At 53.4% G+C, this 14,705-nt stretch carries 12 protein-coding genes and 1 riboswitch; of the genes, 1 reads left to right on the top strand and 11 read right to left on the bottom strand.

Annotation, left to right across the window (positions count from 1 at the left end; genetic code table 11):
• Window positions 1–4 precede the first annotated feature (4 nt).
• From fdnG to ACE419_RS09305, 9 genes are all read right to left on the bottom strand, one after another.
• The gene (gene fdnG, locus ACE419_RS09345; protein WP_435721823.1) at window positions 5–3,022 is read right to left on the bottom strand and encodes a formate dehydrogenase-N subunit alpha; all 3,018 of its coding nucleotides are present in this window, start codon (window positions 3,020–3,022) and stop codon (window positions 5–7) included.
• Between the two features lie 94 nt (window positions 3,023–3,116).
• On the bottom strand, window positions 3,117–3,917 hold the full coding sequence (locus ACE419_RS09340; RefSeq protein ID WP_435721822.1) for a formate dehydrogenase accessory sulfurtransferase FdhD: 801 nt from the start codon (window positions 3,915–3,917) through the stop codon (window positions 3,117–3,119).
• A 372-nt stretch (window positions 3,918–4,289) separates the two neighbouring features.
• Window positions 4,290–5,378 carry a molybdopterin-guanine dinucleotide biosynthesis protein B gene (mobB, locus tag ACE419_RS09335; RefSeq protein ID WP_435721821.1) on the bottom strand — a complete coding sequence of 363 codons (1,089 nt, stop codon included), beginning with the start codon at window positions 5,376–5,378 and terminating at the stop codon, window positions 4,290–4,292.
• 12 nt (window positions 5,379–5,390) lie between these two features.
• Window positions 5,391–6,317 carry a molybdenum cofactor synthesis domain-containing protein gene (locus ACE419_RS09330; protein WP_432646551.1) on the bottom strand — a complete coding sequence of 309 codons (927 nt, stop codon included), beginning with the start codon at window positions 6,315–6,317 and terminating at the stop codon, window positions 5,391–5,393.
• A 46-nt stretch (window positions 6,318–6,363) separates the two neighbouring features.
• Complete coding sequence (moaA, locus tag ACE419_RS09325) at window positions 6,364–7,353, bottom strand: GTP 3',8-cyclase MoaA (RefSeq protein ID WP_435721820.1); 990 nt, start codon at window positions 7,351–7,353, stop codon at window positions 6,364–6,366.
• Between the two features lie 10 nt (window positions 7,354–7,363).
• The gene (locus tag ACE419_RS09320; protein WP_435721819.1) at window positions 7,364–8,563 is read right to left on the bottom strand and encodes a molybdopterin molybdotransferase MoeA; all 1,200 of its coding nucleotides are present in this window, start codon (window positions 8,561–8,563) and stop codon (window positions 7,364–7,366) included.
• 11 nt (window positions 8,564–8,574) lie between these two features.
• The gene (locus tag ACE419_RS09315) at window positions 8,575–9,606 is read right to left on the bottom strand and encodes a molybdopterin-binding protein (protein ID WP_435721818.1); all 1,032 of its coding nucleotides are present in this window, start codon (window positions 9,604–9,606) and stop codon (window positions 8,575–8,577) included.
• 60 nt (window positions 9,607–9,666) lie between these two features.
• Window positions 9,667–9,794, bottom strand: a riboswitch (molybdenum cofactor riboswitch).
• 45 nt (window positions 9,795–9,839) lie between these two features.
• Window positions 9,840–11,003 (bottom strand): DNA polymerase IV, encoded by a 1,164-nt coding sequence (locus ACE419_RS09310; RefSeq protein ID WP_435721817.1) that lies wholly within the window; start codon window positions 11,001–11,003, stop codon window positions 9,840–9,842.
• Between the two features lie 182 nt (window positions 11,004–11,185).
• Window positions 11,186–11,389, bottom strand: coding sequence for a hypothetical protein (locus tag ACE419_RS09305; protein WP_435721816.1), 204 nt, complete (start codon window positions 11,387–11,389; stop codon window positions 11,186–11,188).
• Between the two features lie 234 nt (window positions 11,390–11,623).
• Between ACE419_RS09305 and ACE419_RS09300 the strand changes: the two genes are divergently transcribed.
• Window positions 11,624–12,520 carry a LysR family transcriptional regulator gene (locus tag ACE419_RS09300; RefSeq protein ID WP_435721815.1) on the top strand — a complete coding sequence of 299 codons (897 nt, stop codon included), beginning with the start codon at window positions 11,624–11,626 and terminating at the stop codon, window positions 12,518–12,520.
• Window positions 12,521–12,563: 43 nt separating this feature from the next.
• Here the strand turns inward: ACE419_RS09300 and fliB are convergent, their stop codons facing one another.
• Together fliB and ACE419_RS09290 are read right to left on the bottom strand one after the other, a co-directional pair.
• Window positions 12,564–13,487, bottom strand: a complete 924-nt coding sequence (gene fliB / locus ACE419_RS09295) for a flagellin lysine-N-methylase (protein WP_435721814.1) — start codon at window positions 13,485–13,487, stop codon at window positions 12,564–12,566.
• The gene (locus ACE419_RS09290) at window positions 13,468–14,703 is read right to left on the bottom strand and encodes a phenylacetate--CoA ligase family protein (RefSeq protein WP_432646558.1); all 1,236 of its coding nucleotides are present in this window, start codon (window positions 14,701–14,703) and stop codon (window positions 13,468–13,470) included. The genes fliB and ACE419_RS09290 overlap by 20 nt, the downstream gene beginning before the upstream one ends.
• Between the last annotated feature and the right edge of the window lie 2 nt (window positions 14,704–14,705).

The raw sequence follows: 14,705 nt of genomic DNA, 5'->3' as shown, positions 1-14,705 counted from the left end.
TCCCTCATGCTTTCTGTACATTGACGAGGCAGGCCTTGAATTCCTGCTCCTCTGAATTCGGGTCAAGGGCATCATTCGTCAGGTAGTTCGTGCTCGGTCCCGTCGAAAGTCCCTTGAAACCGAAGGAATACGGCATCCAGACCATGTGCGTCTCCTCGCCGTTGACCATAAGCGGCTGTGCGCGCTTCGTGACCATGGCCTTGACTGTAATTTCGCTGCGTGCCGAGCTGACTTTGACTTTATCGCCGGCCTTGACGCCGATTTTCTTAGCCAGCTGTTCGCTGATTTCCACGAAATTCTCCTTGACGAGTTCGTTAAGCCACGGGATATTGCGCGTAACCGTACCGGAGCACCAATGCTCGGCAATGCCCGAGCTGCAGAGCACGTACGGGAATTTGTCCTTCGTGCCGATCGGCTGTTTTTCCGGCAGGCGCGGGTATTTGATGCACGGATTGTGCTGAGCCTTGTCATTTGTATGCATGGCATTGTGCGTCGGACTCTCAAACGGCTCGTAATGCTCCGGAATCGGACCATCGACAGGCGTCGAGGATGCATCGCGCGTCGTGCCGTCCGGATTTTTATCCTTGTACGGCGCGGCGTAGATGCGCGCAATGCCTTCGCCATTCATGCGGAACGGCTTCTGGCCTGCCGGTGTATCCGGCCCCTGCTGGCGGTTGCCGACATCCGGCACGTCATAACCCGTCCATTTGCCGGCAGCGGCATCCCACCAGACGAGCGGATGCTCTTTGTCAGCCGGTGAACCGTCGGCCAGACACGAAGCGCGGTTGTAGAGAATATGGATGTTATCCGGCCAGGCCCAGCCGAATTTCGGGAAAATGCCGACATTGCCCGGGTCTTCCTGACCGCGGCGCGCCGTCATATTGCCCTCGCGGCCGTAATAACCTGCGTAAATCCACATGCCGGAAGCCGTCTCACCGTTGTCCTTGAGCTCGCCGATGCCGTTGACCACCGTACCCGTCGCAACGTCATAGCCGCTAATTTCTTTCATGACGTCCTCAAGGTAATGATCCTTGCTGTAATTCCAAGTCATGAATTTAATCGGGTCATCCTTGGGATCCGTAGAATCCTTGTAGAGCTCACGGATGCGCTTCCAAAGCATATCGTTGATTTCGTAATCCGGCTTCGAATCGCCAAGTACATCCGGACCCTTCATGCGCCACTGAATGAGGCGCATCGAGTTCGTAATGGAACCTTCGCGCTCAAGATATGAGCAGGCCGGCAGGAAAATAACCTCCGTCTGGATATCCGCAGGATTGTCGCCCGGACGGTTCCAGAACTCGGCCGTCTCATTGACAAAGATATCCTGTGCAATGAGAGAATCCATCTTGCAGAGTCCGTCATGAACCATGCCGGCGTTGGCATTCGTGACATGCGGGTTCTGGCCGCAGAGATACAGGGCATGCATCGTGCCGCGGTAGGCATCCTCGAAAATCGCGTAAATGGAGTCCGGGTGATTGGCATTGCGGATGGCACCGTAATTGAAGCCATAGTCATTTTCAGCCGTCGCATGCTCGCCAAACCACGCTTTCGTCATATTGACATACCACTTGCGGCGGAACGTACCGTATGCATCCGTCCACTTCGCAAGGGTGTTCGTCTTATGCGTCGGCGCGACGAGATAGCCCGGCTGCATGTTGAACTCAATGCCAAAGTCCGTCGAAGCCTGCACGTTTGGCTGTCCGCGCATGGCGATGATGCCGCCGCCCGGGATGCCGATGTTGCCCTTGAGGAGCTGCATGATCGTAAAGCAGCGGATATTCTGCACGCCGATGGTGTGCTGCGTCATACCGAGAGCGTACATGATGATGGCAGGACCCTCATGATTGACCCAGATGCCGGCTGCCCGCTCAATGTCTTCAGCCGGCATACCCGTGACATTCGAGACCATCTCGACCGTATAGCGGCTGTAGAATTCCTTGAGGCGCGAAAGCACCGTATTCGGGGCAAAAAGGTCATTTGCCTTCTGCGGTTTGCCGTCGGCACCGAGGGCATAGCCCCAAGTCTCCGTATTCGTATACGATTTCTTCGCTTCATCGAAGCCGGAGAACAGGCCATCGTCAAATTTGAAATCATCGCGCAGCAGGCAGGCACCGTTCGTATTGCGCAGGACATAATCCTTGTCGAACTTGCCCGTCTCGAGCATCTGCGAAATGATGTAGCCCATGAACGCGATATCCGTGCCCGGACGCAGCTGGAAAAAGTCATCGGCAATCTTCGAGGTACGCGTGTAACGCACATCGACATGGACGATTTTCGTGCCGTTCTGCTCACGTGCCTTCATGACATTCTTAAGCCCCATCGGGTGACATTCCGCAAGGTTCGAGCCCTCAATCCAGACGAGCTTCGTATTCTTGAGGTCGCCCCATGGATTCGTCATGGCACCACGGCCAAAAGCGGCGCCCATGGCCGGCGGCGTATTGGCATGGCAGACGCGCGTCTGATTGTCAATGTAGACAACGCCGAGAGCACGGGCCATCTTGATGTTCTGATAGCATTCTTCGTTGTTAATCTGCGAGCCGCCAATAAAGGAGAGACCGTCTGTGCGGCGTACCTCATACGTCTGGCCGTCAATTTCTTCGGTCTGCTTCCAACCCTTTTCGCGGGCATTCTTCATGGCCTTGGCTGCGCGGTCAATGGCCTCATCCCAGCTGATTTCCTCCCAATGGTCGCTGCCCGGCGCGCGGTACAAAGGTTTTGTCGCACGCTCTTTGGAATTTGGAATCGTGGCATAGCCGAGGCCTTTGCTGCAGAGGGCACCGCGGTTTATCGGGCTGTCTACAGCACCTTCGAGCTGGATGAGTTTGCCATCCTTGACATAACCGACAACGCCGCAGCCGCAGGCGCAGAAATGGCAGATTGAGGTGAATTCGCGCGCTCCCTTGAGCTTAAACGTGTGTGCCGCCGCTTTGGCCTCCTGCAGGTCAAAACCGAGACTGGAAAATGCCAGACTGATGCCGCCAATGCCAGCAGCCTTGAGAAAATCGCGTCTGCTCAAATCCATCTTATCTCTCTCCTTTATATAAGATATAATTTATGTAAATATAATTTACGCTATATTATAATAAAAATTTATATATCATGGTAAAATTTTTTGCTTAGCAAACGATGCGTTCCGGATTCGTATAAACACAGAAACTGCCCGGTGCCATGCGTGCCACTAAGGTGATACCAAGCTTTTTGGCCAAAGCCAGCGAAAGCGTCGTCGGCACGGACTTCGCTGCGACCGTAGAGATGCCCATGCGGCCAAGTTTCATCATCATCTCTGAAGAGCAGCGGCCGCTAAAGATGATGATTTTATCCGTGATGTCGATATGATGGCGCAGCGTCCAGCCGTACAGTTTGTCAAAGACGTTATGACGGCCGATGTCCTCGCGGAACACCAAAATCTTTCTTTGCTGCTGATCCCAGATGATGCCGCTGTGCACGCCGTTTGTCTTTTCATGCGTCGCGGCGAGCTCCGCCAAAAGCTTATCGGCACAGGCCAAAATATCGCTGGCCTTGAAACGCACATCGCGCGGACGTTCAAAAATTTTCTCCGGCTCACAGCCGAGAATCTGGCGGGCGCGGAAATAGCGCGGGTCACTGGCGTTATTGGCTGCCCATGCCTGAGCATCTTTTGTCGTCATGACATCTGCCTGCAGCTGTTCCTCGTCGATATCAAGGCTGACAATATCGTCGTAATTGCGAATCTGTCCCATTTGCGCCAAGATTCCAATAACGAGATCGATATGGTCCCCCGGTGAGCAGAATGACGTCGTGAAGCGTTTGCCGTTCAGATTGATATCCAGATAACATTCCATCGACGTGTATTTATGGTCGTCAATGAAAGAATCCTGCTGACTCACGTAACGGATGACCGGATAATCAATGAGTTCTTCCTCTCTCGCTTTCATCATAGTCTCCCCCTATGTACTATTAACTAAGATTATTGTTTAATCTTATTTCATATTGCAAATTTATTATCTCACGTTTTCCTGCATTCGTAAACAACTTTTTTTCACATTTTCATGACAGCTTTTTCCGTTATGTTCTTCCTATCTCAGCCAAAATGGGGCTTTTCACTGCCTAAAGGTATCGCCAAAAGCTTATTGTTATATTTATATGCCCGAAATTGTGATGTTTATCATGAATTATTGATAAATATCATAACGTTTTGCTGTGCTCTTATCTTTATAAATAAAAAAGGCATTAGCCTTGCTGTAAGCAAAAAACTAATGCCTTTTCCGTATATCTTCACCTTATTCTTTTTCAAAAAAATTTTCCGTCGTTTAGCTCCCCATCAGAAAAAGAATGATCCGTGCTGCTGTTTCCATATCATCGATTGAGCATTCGTATACACCCTCGATGAATTGTTTCCGCTTGCTGAAAAGCACTGCCGTATCGTCACTGAGCAGCAATTCCCCTTTATCACGATATAAGGTGATGATGGGCGCCGTGCCGTGGCGGCGGCTCTCGATGAGCACGAGGTCCACGTCCTGCAGTCTGCCGGCAATTTCCACGAGATTTGCCCGCTTTTCCGTTTTCTGCTCGATGAAATAACCATTGGGAGAAACCACTGCGACGCCGCTGGCCCCGGCTTCCTTGAAACGCCAGCTGTCCTTGCCTTTTTCATCGACATCGTAGCCATGACAGTCACCCTTGACCACGCCGACACGGGTGCCTCTCTGCCGGAGCCTCGGGATGAGCCGTTCGATGAATGTCGTCTTGCCCGTGTTTGACACCGGCGCGGAAATCGTTACGAGCGGCACCCTGCGGCCCTCATTGGCCATGCGGCCGCAGGCCAGACGCCAGTCGGCCATGGTATTGACATTGAAAAAGTCAATTTCAGAAGAAAAATCGACGCAGGCATGCGGCATGTCCGCAATGACCAGACCAAGCTTGTTATCGCCCTGCTGCAGAGCTTCCGCAAAGGCTTTCGCCATATCGCGGTGATACAGCGCCGCCAGTGGCTGCCAGCGTTTTGTCTTAGGCAGAACAGCCTGAAAGGCGTCATCGTCTGCCGCTCTTGTCAAAAGGACGGACAATTTTTCAAGAGACAGAAACGGCATATCACAGGAAACGGCCAGTGCATATTTTTCCCTCATAGCAGCAAGGCCGCGGCTGATGCCCTCCATCGGCCCCCTGCCCTGACGCGAGTCCGTCACAACAGTCAGCTGAAATTTTTTTGCCAAAGCCATGAGTTCCGGCGTTTCCTGTTCCACGCAGAGGAAACGTTCCGCAAAAGGCAGCTTGGCGGCTTTTACGCATAGGCGCTCCAACAGTCCCGTGCCGGCAAATGACAAAAAGCGCTTGTCCCTGCCCATACGCGAACTTTTGCCGCCCGCGATGATGAGCAGGGCAATATCCGAAAAATTCACGCTGTCACCCTCTTATTTGCGCGCACATTCGCTCGCATCGCCGCGCAGGATATCAAGGCCGTGCTGCAGTTCCGGCAGGATAAAGCCCAGACATTCCTCGACGGCCTTGCGGCTGCCCGGCAGATTGACGATGAGCGTACGCTTGTAAATGCCGGCCTGCGCGCGACTCAGCATCGCACGGTGCGTGACCTGCATAGAGAGTGCACGCATGGCCTCGGGAATGCCGGGAGCTAAACGCTCACAGACAGCCAGTGTCGCCTCCGGCGTCACATCGCGCACGGAAAAGCCCGTGCCGCCCGTCGTCACGACGAGACCGATGCCGAGGTCGCCAAACGAACGCATTTTGTGCTCGATGTCCTGCTGCTCGTCCGGCAGAATAATTTTCTCTGCCACGGTGTAGCCGGCCGCTTCGAGCATTTCCTGTACTTTTGCTCCGCTCGTGTCTTCGCGCAGTCCCTTGCTGCCCTTGTCGCTGGCCGTGATGATGGCCGCATCGAGAGGCAGTTTGCCCGTAAAGAGCTCGAGCTCGTCGCCTTCTTCAAGCCAGCCGCCATGCAGCACGCGCGCAAAAACACCCTCGCGCGGCATGATGCAGTCGCCGACCTGACTCCTTATGGCACAGCTCTTATGACACTGCTTGCCAATCTGCGTGATTTCCAGATAAACATCGCCGGCGCGCAGGCGCGTACCGATTGGCAGCTCCTTGAAACGAAAACCATCCGCAACAATATTCTCGCCAAAGGCGCCGAATTTGACATCGACGCCGCGTTTGCGGAATTCTTCAATCTCCGCCAAGCCCAAGAGACTGACCTGACGATGCCAGCGGCCCGCATGAGCATCCCCGACCATGCCCCATTCCGTATGAAAGAGGGCCTTGTGAATCGGCGTCTTGAGTGTGCCTTTTTTTTCGCTGATGCAGAGTGCCTTGATTGTTCCCATGAGAAATCCTCCATTATACTATACTCGATACTCACTATTTATGAAATCAGCCGCCGACCTGATACATGGCGCGGCTGTCCTTTTCCTGATACGCAGCGGTCTTAAAAAAATGCTCTTCCGGCTTATGATAAATCGCCTGCTGCAGGGCCAGCCGCAGATTTTCATCACTGATACCGGAACGCAGCAGTGACCTTAAATCAAGGCCGGTCTTTGCGTTGAGGCAGAGTTTCAAAAATCCTTCCGCTGTCAGGCGCACGCGATTGCACGATGAGCAGAATTTATGCTCCATCGCGTCGATGAAGCCAACCTGTCCGCGAAAACCGGCAGCCTGATAATACGCAGCAGGTCCGCATACACCGGAAGCTGCCGGCACAGGACGAAGCCTGCCAAACGCATTTTCCAGGGTTTGACGAACTTCTGCCATAGGAATGCCCTTGAGTCCGGCTTCATACGCACAGCCAATCGGCATGAGCTCAATGAAGCGGAATTTCCAAGGACGAAGATGCGTGAAGTGCTCGACGAGAGCTGGCAGTTCCGCCTCATTGACGCCCTGTATCGGCACACAGTTGAACTTGACATCTCGAAGCCCCGCCTCGTGCACAGCCTCAATGCCCGCTTCCACACGCGCAAAAACAGGGCGCCGCGTGATATCCGCAAAGGTGGCAGCCTTCAGGGTGTCGATGCTGATATTGACTCCCGTAAGCCCCGCCTTGACGAGTTCATCTGCCAGATCGGCCAGCAAAACGCCGTTCGTTGTCAGGGCAATCTGCCGAATGCCCTCAATTTTATGAATTTCGCGCACAAGTTCGACGATATTGCGGCGCACGAGAGGCTCGCCGCCCGTCAGCCGCACCTTGCGCACGCCAAGCGCGGCAAGGCCCCGCACGATGCGGATGATTTCGTCAAACGTCAGGATGTCCTCATGGCGCATTTTTTCGATGCCCTCTTCGGGCATGCAGTAGCGGCAGCGAAGATTGCAGCGGTCCGTCAGCGAGATGCGCACGTATTCTATTTTCCGTTTATACTGATCGTACATGAGCGTTTCCTCACAAAAGAACACCTTTGACACGCGAACCAGCCGGCAACGGCCCTGTGCCAGCAGGAATATCGATGAGCGCATTGCAGCCGGCAGCCGAAAACAGCGAACCCGAATCGTGCTGCGATGGAATCTTGAAAACGCCATCTGCATAGTGCGCGCGGATAAAGCGGCGGCCATAACTCGGCTTCGGGAATTTGTCGGCCAAATAGCCTTCCACAGGCGTATAGCAGACATCTGTACGTCCCGAGAATTTCGAGAGTACCTGTCTTACCAAAAGCTCAAACGTCGCATAGGAAGCAAACGGATTGCCCGAAAGCGCGATGCCGAGCATATCGCCCGCCGTATACGCGATGACAGGTGCTCCCGGCTTGATGCAGACGCGCCAGAACAGGCGTGTGCCGATTTTCTTGACGACACCGTGCATAATGTCCTTCTTGCCGACCGAAACACCGCCCGTCGTCAGGAACAGGTCGACCTTGCCGCGCCAGCTGTCGATAAATGCGGCAGCCTCATTGACGTCATCAGGCAGAATACCGAGAACTTCCGGCCGAAAGCCCATTTCCTGCAAACGTCCCGCTAAGACGTAAAGATTGCTGTTGTAGATTTTTCCGGGCTGCAAAGGCTCGCCCGGCAGTACGAGCTCATCGCCCGTGCTCGCGATTGCAATGCGCGGGCGCGCCAGGACTTTGACTTTGCCGAAGCCGAGGCTCGCGAGTACGCCGAGGTGCGCAGCCGTAAGCTCCGTGCCTTTTTTTACAAGCAGCGTCCCCTTTTTGACGTCTTCGCCGGCAAAGCAGTAATTCTCGTGATGATGGAGTTCATACGGCACGAGCAGTCGGCCATTTTCTATCGTCACATCCTCCTGACGCACGACGCAGTCACAGCCACGAGGAATGGCCGCGCCCGTCATCAGGCGCAGGGCCGAGCCCGCAGGAACCGCTTCTGCAAAGAAGTCGCCTGCACATTCTTCGCCAATAATAGCAAACGAAGCAGGATTCTCCTTTGTTGCACCTTTTGTCCGGCCGGACGCAAATGTATAGCCATCCAGCGGCGAACGGTCAAACGGCGGATTGTCAAACGAGGCAACGGCATCTTCGGCCAGCACGCGCCCCAAGGCCTCCAAAATGGGCACTTCTTCCGTCCGTTCGATTTTTTTCGTATGCTCGAGCAGCACTTCGATGGCCTGCTCTAATGAAATGTCCTGCATAAATACCTCGCTTATTTCTGGAACGGGCAAATCGGATAATGGCAGACCTTGCAGCGCATGCAGAGGCCGCCAATGCCGAAATGGCGGATTTCGCGGCGCGTTACCTTGTCACCGGCAATGGCGCGCGGCAGAATCATGTCAAAAACCGTCGCGTTATCGTACATGACACAGCCCGGCAGGCCCATGACCGTGACCGTGCGGCCTTCGCGTTCCGCATACCCCAAGAGATACATCGCGCCCGGCAGCACCGGTGCCCCGTACGTCACGATCTTGACGCCGGCATCGCGGATGGCTGCAGGCGTGCGGTCGTCAGGGTCGACGCTCATGCCGCCCGTGCAGAGGATGATGTCCATGCCGAGGTCAAGGAGTTCCGTGATGGCCGCTTTTGTATGCTCTGTCACATCGTCAGAAAGTCTGTGTTCACTTATAGTCAGGCCAAATTTATTGAGCTTGGCTTCAATGACCGGTGTGAACGTGTCCTTAATGCGGCCGAGAAAAACTTCCGTCCCCGTCGTGACCACGCCGACTTTGAGGTCTTTGCGATACGGCAGCAGACGGAGAAGCGGCTTATCGCCTGCCACGCGGCGCACCTCTTCCATTTTTTCCCGTGCGATAAACAATGGCGTCACGCGCATGCCTGCAAGCTTCGTGCCTTTCTTTACGGGCATATTCTGCGCAAGCGTCGCAATCGTGATGTCATCGAGGTCATTGACCGCATCAAAACGGTCCTCATCAATCTGAAAGACACCGTCACATTCTGCGACAAGCTCAATCTTGCCTTCCTTTGGCTCTGTCGCTCTCATATGCTCATTCTGGCAGAGCTGACGCAGGACATCGGCCGCTTCGTTCTCATGCATCTCTGTATCATCTTCATCCCAGATGTAGATGTGATCCTTGCCGAGCGACAGCAGCACAGGAATATCTTCTTCCGCAATCACATGGCCCTTGCGAAAACGCGCATCCTTCGTCACGCCGCGGATAATCTGCGTGATATCCTGACAGAGTACCTGTCCCACCGCATCGACCGTTTTCATTTCTTTCATTGCGCCATTCTCCTAACTATATAAAAAGACCACCCCTCCGCAATTGCAAAAGGATGGTCTTCGCCCCTTACATTCGCCCCTTTTCAATCACGGAAGGCCCCGGCGTTTCCACCGAAACCCTGGCTCGTCCGCATAGCCATCCCCATGAAGACGGCCGTAGCGGATTTCGCTCGGAGTCGTATGATATCTTTATCTATTGTAACAAATTCAGACTTGCTTTCCTATAACTTTTTTCACACTTCATCATGTTTGAGAAGATGCGCCTTCGTGATGCCCTGTTCACCAAAGCGCTGCTTGATTTTATCGATGGCAGCATAAAGATTCTCTTTGCGCGCTTCATCGTGAAAGAGCGACATGCTGCCGGAGTCATCAAACCCCGAAACCGAAATCCCGAGCAGACGAATGCCCTGCTGCACGTGCATCCCCCGATAAAGTTCCCGCGCCGTCTGATAAATTTCCTCATCGTAACAGGTCGCCTCATAAAGTGTCCGGCTCCTCGTATACGTCTGGAAATTGCCGAGCCTGAGCTTCAGCTGTATGGTACGTCCTTTAAGTGCCTGCTTTCGCAGGCGGTAGCCGACTTTTTCCGCCAGGGCCAGCAAAACTTTTTCTACATCCGCATCGCCATGGATATCCCTCGGAAAAGTCACTTCCTTGCCAATGGATTTGGCAGGCTCGCGCGGAGCAACTTCGCGGTTATCGATGCCCTGTGCCAGCTGCAGCAGATGGTCGGCCATATGCGCGCCGAGTTTTGCCGCTAAATTTTCCCGCGGCACTCGGCGCAGCTGCCCAATCGTGCGGATGTACATGCCCTGTAAAACAGCTGCTGTCTTTTTGCCCACGCCCCAGATGCGGCTGACGGGCAGCGGGTCGAGTACTTTTTGTTTGTTTTCTTCCGTGATGATGACAAGCCCATCCGGCTTGTCGAGGTCGGAAGCGAGTTTGGCGAGGAATTTATTCGGGGCGAGGCCGACTGAGGCGACAAGCCCCGTCTTTTTTTTGATTTCCCGCTTGAGCTTTTCTGCATAGGCACGCGGCGACTTCATCAGAAGTTCCATGCCCGTGAGGTCAAGGAAGGCTTCATCGATGGACAAAGGCTCAACGACCGGCGCATAGCGCGCAAAAATCGCGAAAATCTCCGCCGAAACCTCACGGTAATGCCTGTAATTTCCTTCTATATAAATTCCCTGCGGACAGAGTCTCTTTGCTCTGACAATCGGCATGGCGGAATGCACGCCATATTTTCTCGCTTCATACGAACAGGTCGAAACGACGCCGCGCCCCGAAAGACCGCCGACAATCAGCGGTTTGCCGCGGTACTCCGCATGGTCGTGCTGTTCAATCGAAGCAAAGAATGCATCCATATCGACATGCATGACGAGTTTCTTTCCTGCCATCTCACAATCCCCCTGACTTTTCTTTCTATGCACTTCTATTTTACGGATGTATCCGGTTTCAGGCAAGAAAAAGAGCTGCCTCGTACACGGAATGTACAAGACAGCTCTTCTGCTTGTGTGGGTATCCTGCTTTGCAGGCTGTTTGTGGGGAACCGCCTGCGGAGGGTATGCAAAAAATGAAATTAACGGTCTGCGGCCGGCTGCTCGAGCATGAGGTCAGCGGACATCGTGTTGCCAGCATAACTGGAAGCTTCTGTATAAATAGCTGGAGCTTCTTTTACACCATAGGCATTTGCTTCTGTACCAGCAGCAGCCAAGTTTGCACAGGCTGGCATGATGAGCAGAGCCGCTGCAATAACACCATAGACAATATTTTTCGTTTTCATGATGGTTCACTCCAATCTCTTTTGCAGATTCTCTCTATTATTATGGAAGGCCTTACTTGAGAACCTCTTTCTTTCGACATCTTTATTATGCCATATTCAAAGCTGCTTGAAAAACGGTTAAATTTGATATTATAATCGGTTTTACCGATTGATTTTTCCATGGGACTACGTTACGATAACGGTATATAAATTATGTTACAGGGGATTGAACAGAAAAGAAAGGAGATTTCTCACATGACACTCTTGCAGATGCGCTATTTTTTGACGGTCTGCCGCCTGCAGAATATCACCCACGCAGCATCCGAGCTCCACATCGCGCAGTCGACGCTGAGTCAGGCCATCCAGACCATTGAGGAAGAAACGGGGCTGAATCTCTTTGTTCGCAGCGGCCGCAACATCATGATCAGTCAGGACGGACAGAAGCTCGCCCAAAAAGTCACGGCACTTTTGCGCGAAGTCGATGTCTTTGAAGATGATGTGCGGGAAATGGCGCGCCGCCATGGCAAACTGAAAATGGCCATTCCCCAGCAGCAGGCTTCTTTTATCATCCCGCGACTTTTAAATGACTTCTGTCCGCGATATCCGGAGATCCAGCTCGACATTGTCGAACCATCCGGCCTTGAGTCGGCCCGACTTGTACGCGAAGAAAAAGTCGATCTCGCCATCGTCAATTACGACGGCGAAACCCTGCCGGACCTCCATTACCGCCGCGTCAATTCGCGTCCAATTAAATTCGTTGTCTGGAAGGGGCATCCTTTGGCAGGACTCCAGAGCATCAGTCTGGCCGAAGCCACAAAAGGTCCTTTAGTCCTGCTCTCCGAAGAATTTTTTGTCACACGCCTTTTGACGCGCACCATGGCCGACCGGCATTTAGAGCTCAATGCCCTCTATTATTCCCCGCATCTTTCCACACTCTACAGCCTGCTGCGTGCCCATACGGCACCGAGTATCCTTTTTGAACAGGCCGTCGTCTCCCTTGAAAATGTCGTGACCATCCCTTTCGACGAGCCGCTTTCCCTGACGAGCTGTCTCATTACGAAGAAAAACCGGCAGCTTTCCAAGGATTTGCGTCTCGTCATGAAATTTATCCGCGAAGAGCTGCTGAAAGATTACCCTGTGCCCTCTGCATAAAAAAGACACGCCCGCATGAAAAGTCATGCAGGCGTGTCTTTTTTTAGTTTTCGCTCTTCCCCGCTGTCCGTAACAAGAACGCAGTATTTTCCTCACTGTATTCGATCTGCTCCGACCAGCGGCGCACCGCTTCAGGGAGATTTCCTGTCACAGCTGCCTCGAGAAAGATATACATGGTATTCTTACGGGCATATCGGCAAATGGCATTTATCCCATAATCTTCTGCCTGACCAAGCTGACGGTAAGCAATATACTGAAAAATGCGTTCAAAAGCGGCAGCATCATAAAGCTCGGCATATTTCCGCCAGCATTTTTCTGCCCGCTCTTTTTCCTGAAGCAGAAAATGGATGTGCTCCGTCCAAACTTCGTCGATGGGTTCTGTCTTCTGCATGAGCAGGAGCAGCTGACGGATTTTTTCCGCATCAAACTTTGGCTGAAAGGAAAAAGATGGCACAGACTCATCTTCCTCATTTCTCTCCCGAAGTCCGAGCTGCGAAACAAGTTCCGCAAAGGTGATTTTTTCCTGTTCATTTCCTTCACGGTAAAATGTCAGCGGCTCTTTTTCCGCCAGCAGCAGCTCCACCGTCTTTTCGCAGGCAAGGCCAAAGCCCGCGAGCTCCACATCACCGCAAAGGACAAAAAAGCGCGGATGCATCGTGCAGATTTCGCAGAGGGCATCTTCGCCAAGTTCCAGAATCAGGCGGCAGAGACCGTCTCTTCGCAAAAATGGACAGCGTTCGTCTTTTGTCAGACGGAATGAATACGTCCCATCCTCCGCCTGCACGATATTTTTCCGGAGTTCTGCCCCGATTTTGCCGTCCAGGAGCTGATACCACTCAGCCGCAGCGGCGTCGATATCGATTTCCCAGCCGCGGCAGCAGCTGTGCTGACAGAGATTGGCCTTGCAAAAAAAGTCAGGGGCAAAGTCGGGCCAGATGGTCGTAAGCTCATTCATAACGCGTATCAATCACGCGCTTCGTCTTCTTTTCGGAGCGCGGCAGAACGCCGATTTCGACGACTTTGACGAGCGGCGTAAAGCCGATGCGGCTCTTGACGCGCTCAGCAATGCGCTTGGCCAGCTCGAGGAAGTCGACGCTGCCGTTCGTCTCAACATAAAGGCGCATCGTATCCTTGCCATCGAGATGCGAAATATGAATCTGATATTCACTCGAAACCTCGGGGAAAGTCTTGAGAATTTCTTCAATCTGCGCAGGGAAGAGATTGACGCCCTTAATCTTGACCATATCATCCGTGCGGCCCTGAATTGTGTCGATGCGCGGAAACTTGCTGCCGCAGGGGCAGTCGCCCGGAATGATGCGCGAAAGGTCGTGCGTGCGGAAACGGATGAGCGGCGCGCCTTCTTTCTTCAGCGTCGTGATGACGATTTCGCCCCATTCGCCGTCCGGCAGGTTTTCGCCCGTATGCGGGTCAATGATTTCGAGATAAATGAAGTCATCCCAATAATGGATGCCATCGTGCGCATCGCAGCTGATGCCGATGCCCGGGCCGTAGACCTCGGTTAGGCCGTAGATGTCATAGGCATCGATGCCGAGCTTGTCGCAGATGGATTTGCGCATTTTCTCGCTCCAGCGCTCCGAGCCGATGACGCCTTTGCGCAGATGAATCTTATCGCGAATGCCGCGTTTCTCGATTTCTTCGGCAAGCAGCAGGGCATACGAGCTCGTCGCGCAGAGGACCGTACTCTTCATGTCCATCATCATCTGCAGTTGTTTTTCCGTATTGCCCGGTCCCATCGGCACAGCCATGGCCCCGAGCTTCTCGCAGCCTGCCTGAAAGCCGATACCGGCCGTCCAGAGGCCGTAGCCCGGCGTAATCTGTACGCGGTCGCGGTTCGTGACGCCCGCCATCGCATAGCAGCGGGCAAACTGCGTGGCCCAGTCGTCAACGTCTTTCTGCGTATAAGGGATGATGACGGGTTTGCCGGTCGTGCCCGAAGACGAATGCATGCGCACGATTTTTTCTTCCGGCACGCTCATAAGGCCAAGGGGGTAGGCGTCTCTTAAGTCTTTTTTCTCGGAGAACGGCAGTTTCTTAAAATCCTCTGCCGAATCCACATGGTCGATGCCGTATTCGCGCAGGCGCTTGCCGTAGAAGCTGTCGGCCTTTAAAAGCTGTTTGATGCGTTCGTTGACATAAGCGAGCTGTTCATTTGATATTTCCATAA

The organism is Mitsuokella apri, from assembly GCF_047974105.1.
Classification (GTDB): Bacteria; Bacillota; Negativicutes; order Selenomonadales; family Selenomonadaceae; genus Mitsuokella.
Note: the sequence above shows the minus strand (reverse complement) of the source record. Positions and strands in the feature narration are given on the sequence as shown.